Source organism: Maribacter luteocoastalis (assembly GCF_048890225.1).
GTDB lineage: Bacteria > Bacteroidota > Bacteroidia > Flavobacteriales > Flavobacteriaceae > Maribacter > Maribacter luteocoastalis.
Window position 1 is genome coordinate 96,198 of record NZ_JBMFZG010000001.1, and the last position, 12,904, is coordinate 109,101.

Below are 12,904 nucleotides of genomic sequence, written 5' to 3' on the forward strand. Positions count from 1 at the left end.
TTCTATTACTATGGTACATTAATTTTGATTTGGGTCTACTGAGGAATTGCTTTGTGATTCCTTTGATTTGATAATTGCCAACTCTGCTTTTGCATCGGCTATGATTTCAGGATATTGCCCAAAATTGGCAATGACACTGTCTAGAATATAGGTGGCTTGATATGCATCACCTAAGGCATAGAAATTTTTGGCCATAAGCACTAATCCTCTTCCTCCCCATTCTTTATAAGTTGCATAATCCTTGGCAAGTTTTTGCACTGAAATATTAGAGGATTCGTAATCATCATCCCCATTTTTAAAATATGCATCATAGTACAATGCTTCCGCGGCCGTTGCACCAGATGCTATTTTAAGTACTTCACCATAAGCTGTTCTTGCCTTTGAAATATCATTGGTGGCTATGGCAGATCTGGCAATCATTATTTGTGCATCACTCTTAATACGATCATCTATACTAGGCGTGGACAATACCTTATCTGCATACGCCAAGGTTTTAGCGTAGTCCCGCTGTTGATAAAATCCTTTCATTAAATTAGATTGTGCAAAAGTCCTATTCTGTTGAATATTGGCTTGATTTTCCAATTTTAACAAATAGGGCACCGCAGTAATATAATCCTGTTTTCCAATATATACTTCACAAACCCTTGTCAATGCCTGTTCAGCATATTCACTTGCACTTCTATCGGCAACATATTTATAATGTGGCAGGGCTGCCTCTTTATCAGCCTTACCAAAATATAACTGTGCCAAACTAAAATTAGCATCAACAGCATGCAGGCCATTGGAAAATTCTGTTATGTAATTTCTATAACCACGGATGGCAGCATCAACATTACCATCCCTATTTTGTTTTTGTGCCGCCTCAAAGCTTGCATTGTCCAACTCAGTATCAGTAACCTCAACAAAGTCTAAGTCTCGCACCCAATTTGCATATTCGTTAACCCTACCTAAATCTACATATACCAATTTAGCGGATGCAACCGCCTGTATGGCTTCTTGGGTTTTAGGATAATCCCTAACAACAGTCTTGTATTTGGCCAAGGCCTCCTCATTTCTATTGGCATTGTAATGTACCAAACCTTGTCTCATTAACGCTTGTGGCACAAGGGAACTGCCCCTATATTCCTTTATTAATCTATCATAAGCTTCCAAACCTTTTGTTTCCTGACCATCATTTACATAGGTATTCCCCAATTCAAACAAGGCATCGTCCTTAAGGCTAGACCTTGAATATTGGGCGACAAAAAGTTCTAAATTTTCAATTTTGCTGGCTCCCCTTCCTACAAAGCCATAACTCATTGCTTTTTGGTAGGAAGCATAATCTTTTTCCGGACCCGACAACGCCAAAGCTTTGTTGTACGTTTCAATGGCGGGCCAATATTTCCTTGTTACAAAATAACTATCCCCCAAACGCAGAAAACCATCGTTTTGCTTCTCTACCTCGTTCCCACTCTGATTAGTAAAAGCATTAAAATAAGTTATGGCATTCGTATACTCTTTTTGTTTAAAATAAGAATATGCCAAATCATAATCTACATCTTTAGCCTCCACTATCAAACCTGTATTAGGATTTTGCTTAAAGGAGGTAAAACCGGATACGGCATCAGCAAACCTATTCAACAAATAATCCGCTTCGGCCTTCCAATAGCTAGCACGTGCCTTAAATGTAATATCTACGGCATTGGACAATGACTTACCTAGATTTTCTGAAGCACCTATATAATCCGCATCCATAAAAAGTTCAATACCCCTGTAGTAGGCTACTTTCTGATATGTCTCCTTACTGGCGTAACCTTTGTTGTTTTCCAACAATTCCATAGCGCCAGCAAAGTTTTTTGATGTGATAAAAGAATCTACCAATAAGGTCTGCATTTCTTCTTGATGCGTATCATTGGGATACGTCTGTAAATAATTGGTGATTACCTGCGGAACCGGCTCGTAAGCATTGCCAACCTCATAACTTAAACGGGCATAATTTAAAAATGCATCTTTTTGAATTTCAGGTGTAAACTCCATCTGTGAGGCATTTCTAAACGCATTTAAGGCCTCTTGCTTTTGGTCTTGTTTTAGATAACATTCCGCCAAATGATAGTAGGCATTTTGAGAAACACTGTTTGTTCCTCCAATAATTTTATTGAACTGGGCAATGGCATTGGCATAATCTCCTTGCATGTAGTAACAGTACCCTAAAAAGTAATAATCCGTATTGTTCCATTTACCGCGTTTACCCTTATATTCTGCTAGATATGGAATGGCATTATCGTATTGTTTGAGATTAAAATAACTTTCACCAATTATTTTATTAAGTTCAGATACTTCCGTTCTATCCGATTTTGCCAACTGTTTTTTAGCCAAAGCAATGGCCTCCTCAAATTTTCCAAGCTTAAAGTTCATATCGGCCTGGTAGTAACTCAATTTTTCCTCTAAAACATTTTGATCTGTGATTTGGTCAAATCGTTCATTAGCAGCTTCATAATCATCTTCTTGATAAGATATATAACCCAGATAATATTTTGCTTGGGAACCATATATTGGGGAATTGGTTACCTTCTCCAAATATTTTTCAGCATCCTTTGTTTTTTTCGATGAAAACAAGGAATAGCCATAATTAAAGTTAAACTTATCCATTTCTCCTCTAGAAAGTGCACTTTGATCAACTTTATTGTACCATTTTAAGGCATAAGGATATTTTCCCGTTTCAAAATAATATTCGGCCACATCGGCAAAAGCCGAATTACGTTTAGTTGAGGTAGGATATTTTTCTACGAAATCCTCCATTAAGCGGTCGGCGCCTTGCTGGTTTAAACGTACCGCGGCATTGGCCTCATAGTAAGCACTATTAGCGGCCGTTTCTTCGTCTTTTGTAGTTGCCTTAACCTTTTGAAAAATGGTCTGTGCAGCTTGATACTGTTCATTATTGTACAGTGTAAGTGCATCTTGAAATTCTTTTTGTGCGTGAGTATAAATTTTGGATTCTTGGGCAGTACCCATCCAAACCATTCCTATGAAAATAGGAATAAAAGCGGTCATTTTATTATGCATAGCGTTCTCTAACTATTTTTGAATTACCGTAGTATTACAAAGGATAACGGCAAATATTGTACCTAAGTATGTAAATGTTTCATACAAAAGAAAAGAATTTGTTGAAGCGTTATTTGATATCAACAGGAACTTATTACTTTTATGTCAACAAATACAATATGGAAGAGACCGTTCTAGAACTTAAAGATGTCGCTATTTTTCAAAAGGAAAGTCTCGTACTCAATGAGGTAACCATTGAGATATCTAAGGGTGAGTTCGTATACCTGATTGGAAAAACAGGTAGTGGAAAAAGTAGTTTTATGAAGACACTCTATGGCGATTTGCCGTTAAAAAAGGGCGAAGGCACTATTGTTAACTTCAATCTTAAGACCTTAAAAGAGAAAGATATTCCGTTCTTAAGAAGAAAATTAGGCATCGTTTTTCAAGATTTTAAATTATTGCCCGACAGAAATATTAACCAAAATCTACTATTTGTATTAAAAGCAACAGGTTGGAAAGACATAGCCAAAATGGATGCAAAAGTTTCAGAGGTACTGGAAAAGGTGGGCATGAAGACAAAGGGCTTTAAATTTCCGCATGAGCTTTCTGGTGGTGAACAACAAAGGGTAGCCATTGCAAGGGCACTGCTCAATGACCCAGAACTTATCTTGGCAGACGAACCTACCGGTAACTTGGACCCACAAACCAGCGTTGAAGTCATGAAAGTCCTACAAGAAATTAATAAATCTGGCCGCACAATTTTAATGGCAACACATGATTATGCCCTCATTTTAAAATATCCATCCAAAACCATTAAATGCGATGCCAATCGCGTTTTTGAAGTTGTACAAAGAGCTGTATAATCTTATCGTAATTCCATAATATTTTCAATTAGTATATCAAGCCGGCAAAACTATTGCCATAAAGCTTCCAATTATGAACAATATAGAAAAAGATAGACTCACCCAAAATAAAAACAAAGAAAAGGACTGGCTAAAATGGGGTCCCTATTTGAGTGAGCGCCAGTGGGGAACCGTTCGGGAAGATTACAGTGCACATGGTGACGCTTGGAACTATTTTCCACACGACCATGCAAGGAGTAGGATTTTTAGATGGGGCGAAGACGGCCTTGCAGGAATATCCGATAGGTATTGTAATATCTGCTTCAATATTGCCTTATGGAATGGAAAAGACCCTATTTTAAAAGAGCGCTTATTTGGTTTAACAGGACCACAAGGAAATCACGGGGAAGATGTAAAAGAACTCTATTATTATTTAGAGAATACACCCACACATTCCTATATGAAACATTTGTACAAGTATCCACAAAAAATGTTCCCTTATGATAAGTTGGTATCGGAAAACCAAAAACGGGGTAGAAATGATTTGGAATATGAATTATTGGATACCGGAATTTTTGATACCAATGCCTATTTTGATGTGGTTACAGAATATGCCAAAGCTGATGAAAAGGACATTTTAATAAAAATTACCATCACCAACAGAAACAAAAGAAAGGCACAACTGCATCTATTACCAACCTTAACCATGAGAAATCACTGGACATTTAAGGATATGTCGCAAAAACCTATCATTAAAAAGAAGGTTAAAAAAGGTGAACCACATGTAGCGGTAGAGCACCCTTATGTTGGTGACTATAAACTTTATTTTGATGCTGCAGATAAGTTATTGTTCACTGAAAATGAAACAAATAGGGAGAGTGTTTATCTGCAAACCAACAACCATCCCTTTAAAAAGGATCTTTTTCACCACGCTGTAGTGAACAATAATTATAAGATAGCTACTAAAAAAAAGAAAGGAACCAAATTTGCACCGCTTTACGAACTTAGCCTCAAAGGCGGGGAAACTATAACTATAAAACTTAGGTTAACAGATAAAAAAACCAACCAACCCCTTGGTGACAAATTTGATACCATCTTTACCCAAAGGCAAGAGGAGTGTGCAACTTTTTACAACAATTTAGCGCCTAAAGCATCGGACGACAAACGTGCTATTTTGAAACAGGCTTTTGCTGGGTTATTATGGAGTAAGCAATATTATAATTATGAGGTCGAAAAATGGTTAGAAGGGGACTCTAAAAATTCTAACCCACCAGCAGAAAGACTCCATGGAAGAAACAGTGGTTGGAAAACCCTACGTAACCATGATGTACTATCTATGCCTGATGCATGGGAATATCCATGGTATGCCGCTTGGGACTCCGCATTCCATTGTGCCTCTTTTGCTTCCATTGACCCAGAATTTGCAAAAGACCAGTTACTATTGTTCACCAAGGAATGGTATATGGCCCCTAACGGGCAAATACCTGCGTATGAATGGAACTTTAGTGATGTTAATCCACCTGTACAGGCATGGGCAACCCTACAAATCTTTAAGACCGATAGGGATATGACAGGAAAAAGAGACGTTAATTTTCTTAAGCGCATGTTTAATAAACTGTCATTGAACTTTACATGGTGGGTAAACCGATTGGATAGAAATGAAAACAATGTTTTCCAAGGTGGCTTCCTTGGCTTGGATAATATCGGTGTTTTTGATAGAAGCCATGGTGTACCAGGAGATGGAATCCTTGAACAAGTAGATGGTACAGCTTGGATGGCCTTGTATTGCTTGAATATGTTGGAGATTAGTCTAGAGATAGCCATGGACGATGACACTTATGAAGATATGGCGACAAAATATTTTGGGCATTTTATTTTTATAGCAGAAGCATTGAATAAGATGGATACCAATAAAGCGAACACATGGGATGATATTGAAGGTTTTTTCTATGACCGATTAATTTTACCAAACGGACAATCCACCACTATAAAAATTCGATCCATTGCAGGAATGTTATCCATTGCGGCAGTTCTTAACCTTAAGAAGAGCACCATGGACAGGTTCCCTAAATTTAAGGCAGGTGTGCTTTGGTTCAAAAAATATAGGATGGAGAATTTAAAATACAACGTTATTCAGGAATATACGGATGGTGACGACTTATTATTGTCATTGGTGCCTAGAGACCGAATGCAAATGTTGGTCAAAAGCCTTTTGGACGAAAAAGAATTTTTAAGCCCGTATGGCATAAGATCCTTATCGAAAATACACCAAACCCCATATGAAATACATATCAATGGGGTACATTATTCCATTAATTATGAACCTGGAGAATCTACTGTATCGTTATTTGGGGGGAATTCCAACTGGCGAGGCCCTGTTTGGATGCCAATGAATTACCTATTCATAAAGGCACTACGGGAATATCACCAATATTGTGGAGATGAGCTTATGTTCGAATATCCAACAGGCAGCCCCACTAAACTAAATTTATCCCAAATAAGTGATGAGTTAAGTAAGCGATTAATAAATATGTTCGAAAAGGACAAACATGGGAATAGGCCTATTAATGATCTATACCATGGCCATTACAAAAAAGATGATTTCAAGGATCTTATTTTGTTCTATGAATATTTTCATGGTGAAAACGGTAGAGGTTTAGGTGCCTCACACCAAACAGGATGGACCGCCTTAGTGGCAAATCTTATTGAGCAAATAAGTACCAGAGATAACTGATTTTTAACAATAATTCATCTAGTAAAGTGCTCAATTAGCTCAATTTATTATACGTTTCAAATATTTATATCTATAGAAAATTTAACTTTTCCGAATGAAGTGATTCGCTACATTTATAGTGTACAACTAAACCTATACAATCAATGAAATAAAAAGTAGTTATAAGCAAACTTCCCCGTGAAGTTAAATTATCGTGTATTCTACCAAATAATTATTCTAAATAATTAAATAATCCCATAACTATGAAAACTATTTTTGTAACACTTTTTTTGATTGCATCTTCCATCACTTCAAGGTATTCGCAAGAAACCTTAACCATGACCGGTACATTTAACCATTATGCAAATGAGGTTTATGTTTTTACGGATGAAGAAGGCAATAACGTTGAATTTCAAGATATTTCCAGTGATGCACTGGATGTTTATGACCTTACCGATAAAAAATTCGAAGGTATGTTGTTCCAAGTAGTTTATACTACCGATATAGACGAAGATGATGAAGACTTGGAAATATTTACTATTGAATCTTTGAAGAAACTAGAGTAGTACTTGTATCTACACAAGTACAAAAGGACCTATGGTCCTTTTTTTTGTGCTCTTGTTACACTTAAAAGTCACCCTAAAAAATGATAAATGACTAAAATTTAATGGGGCCATTCTTTTTTCGTTTCTTTGTAACCTCTTATAAATGGACAAAATGACTATACTAGGTATTGATATAGGTGGATCTGGAATAAAAGGTGCACTTGTAGATGTGGAAACAGGTAAAATGTTAACTGAAAGATATAGAATAAATACGCCTAAAAGTAGAACACCAGAAGAAATGGCGGAGGTTGTCAAACAACTTGTTGACCATTTTGACTATAAGGGTAAAGTTGGATGTGGCTTTCCAACGGTTATAAAGAAAGGAGTCTGCAAATCTCCAGGTAATTTGGACAAGAGTTGGTTAAATGTAAATGTTGAAAAATTATTTGAAGAAAAAACGGGCCTAGACTTTACTGTAGTAAATGATGCGGATGCAGCTGGTTATGCCACGATGACCTATGGTATTGGGAAAGGTAAAATGGGCTTAGTGGTTATGATTACCATTGGTACTGGATTGGGAAGTGGTGCTTTCTTGGACGGTCGTTTAATCCCTAATTTTGAGTTGGGACAAATTCCATATAAGGGTTATAAGAAAATAGAACTTTGGGCCGCAGCCTCAGCCAAAGAGCGCGAAGGTTTGAGTTATGCAAAGTGGGGAAAAAGATTTAATAAGTTTCTAAAATATGTTGACCTTATCATTGCTCCTGATCTAATTATTATAGGGGGTGGCACTTCCAAAGATTTTAACAAATTCAAAAAATACATTAAAATAGATACCCCGGTTATTCCTGCCGAATTAAGAAACCAAGCTGGAATAATTGGAGCGGCAGCTGCGGCACTTCACAGTTCACCGAAAGTTTAAATTATTTTTGACACACAAAGAACCACTATAAGGCCTTATGATCTAAACTGGCACTTTTTCTGTCCTCGTAGTTCTTGAGAATTTTTTCGTCTAATTTTAGAGGTTGTTCAAAATTAAGTATGTTCTCGTTAATGCGGTCGTCCCCACCAAAGATGACATGGGGTTGCTTCTTCAACAATGCTTCCAATGACTTTTTTGCGACCATTTCTGGGCTATCCATTTCCATACCTTTAAACTTTTGCATCATTTCGGTATCGGTAGCCGTTGGAAATGAACAGGTGACCCAAATATTGTCTGGGGCCAATTCTCTGCGCATGGCATCTGAAAACTGTTTCACACCTGCTTTGGCTGCACTGTAGACTGCATAAAATGGCATACCTATCAAACCTAAACCCGATGAAATATTCAAGATACCTCCTTCCCCGGAGGTCTTGAGCAATGGAATACAATATTTGGTCAATAATAGTACAGCTGTTAAATTCACAGCCACTTGATCATATAATTCCTCATCTGGTAATTCTTCCAAGGGCCCTGCTGAAACAATACCAGCATTATTGATCAAGAGGTCTAAATGTCCCCATTTATCTTCAATACGGGCGGCAGCTTCCCTCAAAACATCAATATTGGCAATGTCACCTACAATTTTTATAAACTTGACATTTTCATGTTGTTCCGAAAGTAACTTAATATTCTTTTTATCTCGGGCAATAACCGCTATATGGGATACACCTTGATCCACCAATTCATTAATAATACATTTACCGATACCCCTGGTACCGCCTGTAATTAAAACTTTTTTTCCTGCCAATTGCATAGTAGTATCTGCTTGATTTAAATGTTATACCTGAGTAGGTTTGCATCATTTAAATTATATAAAAAATGTAGGCGACCCACATATAAAATAGCTAAAAAACAATTATTGCGAAGAATTTAAAATGGATGTGAAAATTTTGACAATTTCATAAAACCAATTGAAATTTATGAATGGATAGGTAAAGTACAATTAGCTACTTAAAGGATTCCAAGTTAAATATTGAGATAATTCCTTGAATAAGGTCCAAAAAAATAGTAAAAAAAAGCCCCATAAAATGGGGCTTATGTATTATGCGATTTTGTTACGCTTACGATCGTTCTCCGTAAGGTATATTTTACGTAGTCTAAGATGTTTTGGGGTAACCTCAACATACTCGTCTTTCTGTATATATTCCAATGCTTCCTCTAATGAGAATTTTATGGCAGGTACAATTTTAGCTTTATCATCAGCTCCTGAAGAACGTACGTTTGACAGCTTCTTGGTTTTTGTAATATTTACGGTCATATCATCACCTCTTGAGTTTTCCCCAATTACTTGACCTTCATAAATATCTTCACCTGGATCAACGAAGAATTTACCCCTATCCTGAAGTTTATCAATAGAATAAGGAATTGCCTTACCTTTCTCCATAGATACCAATGAACCATTTTGACGCTGTGGAATATCACCTTTCATAGGCTGATACTCTAAGAAACGGTGTGCCATAATCGCCTCCCCAGCAGTAGCCGTTAATAATTGGTTACGAAGACCGATAATCCCACGTGATGGAATTTCAAATTCACATAACATACGATCACCTTTTGCCTCCATTTTAGTCATCTCCCCTTTACGGATAGATACCATTTCAACAGCTCTACCTGAAACTTCTTCCGGTAAATCGATAGTCAAATGCTCAATAGGCTCACATTTAACGCCGTCAATTTCTTTTATAATAACCTGTGGTTGTCCAATTTGTAGTTCATAACCTTCACGACGCATTGTTTCAATAAGGACTGAAAGGTGTAATACACCACGACCAAAAACCAAAAACTTATCGGCACTATCTGTTTCGTTTACACGTAAAGCAAGGTTTTTCTCCAATTCTTTATTCAAACGATCCTTGATATGTCTCGAGGTAACAAATTTACCATCTTGACCGAAGAACGGACTATCATTAATAGTAAACAACATGCTCATTGTGGGTTCGTCAATAGCGATTGTTTTTAAAGCTTCAGGATTTTCAAAATCAGCCACAGTATCACCAATTTCAAATCCTTCCACACCTACCAAGGCACAGATATCACCTGCTTCTACCTTTTCTACTTTCTTACGACCAAGTCCTTCAAACGTGAAAAGTTCTTTTATTTTAGATTTTACTATAGTGCCATTTCTTTTTACCAAAGAAACTGGCTGACCTTCTTTTAAGGTGCCACGTTGTAATCTACCTATAGCTATCCTCCCAGTAAAGGAAGAGAAATCTAAAGAGGTAATCAGCATTTGTGTGTTCCCTTCTTTAGGTTCAAACAATGGTACATGCTCTATAACCATATCCAACAATGGCTCTATATTATCCGTCTCATTCTGCCAATCATCACTCATCCAATTATTCTTGGCCGAACCATAAACTGTCGGGAAATCTAACTGCCATTCTTCAGCGCCTAGCTCAAACATTAGGTCAAAGACTTTTTCATGCACCTCATCCGGAGTACAATTTTCCTTATCCACTTTATTGATCACGACACATGGTTTTAAACCTAAGTCTATAGCTTTTTGAAGTACAAATCTTGTTTGTGGCATTGGTCCCTCAAAAGCATCAACCAATAACAAAACACCATCTGCCATATTCAATACACGTTCAACTTCACCACCAAAATCGGCGTGACCTGGAGTATCGATAATATTAATTTTAGTATCCTTATATATAACGGAAACGTTCTTGGAAGTAATGGTTATACCACGTTCTCTTTCCAAATCGTTATTATCCAAAATTAAATCCCCTGTATTCTCGTTTTCACGAAACAAACTACAGTGATACATAATCTTATCTACCAAGGTGGTTTTACCGTGGTCTACGTGTGCGATGATCGCAATATTTTTTGTATTGGACATAAGGTCTATTTTAAGCGTGCAAAGATACTTCTATTTTCTTTAGCTACAGTTTTTCTTTTGATATTTTTATCTTATTGATTATGAGCGATTTATTTTAAATTTTCATTAACAATAATCCAGCCCAAGGTAACCTTCAAGTTTGGGTACACAGAATACTATTCCAAAAGGGTTACGAAACTATTAGATTCAGAAAAATCAACAGATATTAAGCCGATTCCAAATTGCTAGCCCCGGCATCAAAACGCTACGTTTTGTTTAAGTTAAACCCTGTTTTTAGAACACCAGTAAATATGGTATTTATTGTTATTTGACAGTCATCCACACTTTAAGAAGATTGTGCGTTTACATAGAATTCACCTAAAAGTAAAGCGATTAAAAGTGTTAAGCTTTTACAGTTAAGTTAGATTTGTACTTATTCCATTAAATTAGTTATCAAGCCAACATCATCAATCAAAAACTGGCTTTCTAGATTTTTGTTTGGTAGCAACCCAGCCAAAATTTAATGATAACATGGGACCCAATCCGGAAGGTATGCCATCACCTTTATAATACCCTGCAGCTATCTCAGCGGTAAAATTAAAGCCTTTTGAATATGTTCGCTGAATCCCATACGCCATCCCATAAAAACCAAGATTAAAATCATCAGGGCCAAGAACGTTTGTTGTAAGCCTTAATTGAGAAAATAATATAGCTTGTGCTGCAGCTATATAATTACCAGAATTTCCAGAGACATTTTTCCCAGAATCAATCCTTCTTTTAAAATTATGATAGTACCGATAGCGGTTGTTCATAGCCAAACCTATAACATACCCAGGCTCAAAAGTGGCCATTCCAAGACCCAAACTGCTAGAAACACTTTGGTTTCTAAAGAGCCCTAGTTCATAGGATATCCCTGGCGCAAACAAATTGAAGGCGATTTGATGTCTTTCTAAATTGATAATTCCTGAGCCTTGTTCATTAATTCCGCTAACTTGACCTTGCACCAGAAACCCGGCAATAAAAAAGAAGAAGCAAGTTATTTTTTTCATGTTTTAGGTTGGATGTTCGATTTAAATCTAAAAACAAAATCATGTAATAGTACTATCTTTATATAAAATTTAAGAAATGGACCTTACCAAAATACCCCAGATAAAACATACCGACAGCAACAACTTTTTTTTACTTTCAGGCCCTTGTGCAATTGAAGGTGAAGATATGGCCCTGCGTATTGCAGAACATATTGTGAAAATTACCGATGCGTTGGAAATACCTTATGTTTTTAAAGGTAGTTTTAAAAAGGCCAATAGAAGTCGTATTGATTCTTTTACTGGTATTGGAGATGAAAAGGCATTAAAAATATTGAAAAAGGTATCTGAGACTTTTAATATACCCACGGTCACAGATATCCATACAGAGCAAGATGCAGCTATGGCCGCGGAATATGTGGACGTTTTGCAAATCCCTGCATTTTTGGCCAGACAGACAGATTTGATTGTTGCTGCAGCTGAAACCGGTAAGACGGTAAACATTAAAAAAGGTCAGTTTATGAGTCCGGAGAGCATGAAGCATGCCGTAAATAAAGTCACTGAAACTGGAAACGAACAGGCCATCATTACAGATCGTGGAACTATGTTCGGCTACCAAGATATGATTGTAGATTTTAGGGGTGTCCCCACGATGAAACAATATGCCCCAGTTGTTTTGGATGTAACACATTCCCTTCAACAGCCCAATCAGTCGTCAGGTGTTACGGGAGGTAGACCAGCCTTAATTGGGACTATGGCCCGAGCAGGAATTGCTGCAGGCGTTGACGGACTTTTTATTGAGACCCATTATGATTGCGCCAATGCCAAGAGTGATGGGGCCAATATGCTGGACTTAAGTTTGCTTGAAAAATTACTAAAAGACTTGGTGGCCATTAGAACTACTATTAACCAATTATAATATATCTCATGAATTTGAGTTCTAAAAAGGAATCCT

General features: G+C 36.9%; 9 protein-coding genes. 5 read left to right on the plus strand and 4 right to left on the minus strand.

Annotation, left to right across the window (positions count from 1 at the left end):
- Positions 1-18: 18 nt before the first annotated feature.
- Positions 19-3,042 (minus strand): tetratricopeptide repeat protein, encoded by a 3,024-nt coding sequence (locus ACOCEA_RS00420; protein ID WP_420754221.1) that lies wholly within the window; start codon positions 3,040-3,042, stop codon positions 19-21.
- 158 nt (positions 3,043-3,200) lie between these two features.
- On the opposite strand from ACOCEA_RS00420, the gene ACOCEA_RS00425 reads away from it, so the two are divergent.
- The 4 genes from ACOCEA_RS00425 (at position 3,201) to ppgK (ending at position 8,043) form a co-directional block, all read left to right on the plus strand.
- The gene (locus ACOCEA_RS00425; protein WP_420755023.1) at positions 3,201-3,884 is read left to right on the plus strand and encodes a cell division ATP-binding protein FtsE; all 684 of its coding nucleotides are present in this window, start codon (positions 3,201-3,203) and stop codon (positions 3,882-3,884) included.
- Between the two features lie 73 nt (positions 3,885-3,957).
- The gene (locus tag ACOCEA_RS00430; RefSeq protein WP_420754222.1) at positions 3,958-6,597 is read left to right on the plus strand and encodes an MGH1-like glycoside hydrolase domain-containing protein; all 2,640 of its coding nucleotides are present in this window, start codon (positions 3,958-3,960) and stop codon (positions 6,595-6,597) included.
- Positions 6,598-6,839: 242 nt separating this feature from the next.
- On the plus strand, positions 6,840-7,142 hold the full coding sequence (locus tag ACOCEA_RS00435; RefSeq protein ID WP_420754223.1) for a hypothetical protein: 303 nt from the start codon (positions 6,840-6,842) through the stop codon (positions 7,140-7,142).
- Positions 7,143-7,293: 151 nt separating this feature from the next.
- Positions 7,294-8,043: a polyphosphate--glucose phosphotransferase gene (gene ppgK / locus ACOCEA_RS00440; protein ID WP_420755024.1), complete on the plus strand. Its 750-nt coding sequence runs from the start codon at positions 7,294-7,296 to the stop codon at positions 8,041-8,043.
- A gap of 25 nt (positions 8,044-8,068) precedes the next feature.
- On the opposite strand, the gene ACOCEA_RS00445 is transcribed toward ppgK, so the two are convergent.
- From ACOCEA_RS00445 to ACOCEA_RS00455, 3 genes are all read right to left on the minus strand, one after another.
- Complete coding sequence (locus ACOCEA_RS00445; RefSeq protein WP_420754224.1) at positions 8,069-8,857, minus strand: SDR family NAD(P)-dependent oxidoreductase; 789 nt, start codon at positions 8,855-8,857, stop codon at positions 8,069-8,071.
- Positions 8,858-9,145: 288 nt separating this feature from the next.
- Positions 9,146-10,945, minus strand: a complete 1,800-nt coding sequence (typA, locus tag ACOCEA_RS00450; protein WP_420754225.1) for a translational GTPase TypA — start codon at positions 10,943-10,945, stop codon at positions 9,146-9,148.
- A gap of 446 nt (positions 10,946-11,391) precedes the next feature.
- Complete coding sequence (locus ACOCEA_RS00455) at positions 11,392-11,973, minus strand: hypothetical protein (protein ID WP_420754226.1); 582 nt, start codon at positions 11,971-11,973, stop codon at positions 11,392-11,394.
- 76 nt (positions 11,974-12,049) lie between these two features.
- Here ACOCEA_RS00455 and kdsA point away from each other — a divergent pair, with 76 nt between their 5' ends.
- Positions 12,050-12,868 (plus strand): 3-deoxy-8-phosphooctulonate synthase, encoded by an 819-nt coding sequence (kdsA, locus tag ACOCEA_RS00460; protein ID WP_420754227.1) that lies wholly within the window; start codon positions 12,050-12,052, stop codon positions 12,866-12,868.
- Positions 12,869-12,904: the final 36 nt, after the last annotated feature.

Excerpts from the sequence above, each read along its gene's own strand:
- ppgK (WP_420755024.1), top strand. The coding sequence starts at position 7,294 with ATGACTATACTAGGTATTGATATAGGTGGATCTGGAATAAAAGGTGCA.
- ACOCEA_RS00455 (WP_420754226.1), bottom strand. The coding sequence starts at position 11,973 with ATGAAAAAAATAACTTGCTTCTTCTTTTTTATTGCCGGGTTTCTGGTG.
- ACOCEA_RS00430 (WP_420754222.1), top strand. The coding sequence starts at position 3,958 with ATGAACAATATAGAAAAAGATAGACTCACCCAAAATAAAAACAAAGAA.
- ACOCEA_RS00420 (WP_420754221.1), bottom strand. The coding sequence starts at position 3,042 with ATGCATAATAAAATGACCGCTTTTATTCCTATTTTCATAGGAATGGTT.
- kdsA (WP_420754227.1), top strand. The coding sequence starts at position 12,050 with ATGGACCTTACCAAAATACCCCAGATAAAACATACCGACAGCAACAAC.
- ACOCEA_RS00435 (WP_420754223.1), top strand. The coding sequence starts at position 6,840 with ATGAAAACTATTTTTGTAACACTTTTTTTGATTGCATCTTCCATCACT.
- ACOCEA_RS00425 (WP_420755023.1), top strand. The coding sequence starts at position 3,201 with ATGGAAGAGACCGTTCTAGAACTTAAAGATGTCGCTATTTTTCAAAAG.
- typA (WP_420754225.1), bottom strand. The coding sequence starts at position 10,945 with ATGTCCAATACAAAAAATATTGCGATCATCGCACACGTAGACCACGGT.
- ACOCEA_RS00445 (WP_420754224.1), bottom strand. The coding sequence starts at position 8,857 with ATGCAATTGGCAGGAAAAAAAGTTTTAATTACAGGCGGTACCAGGGGT.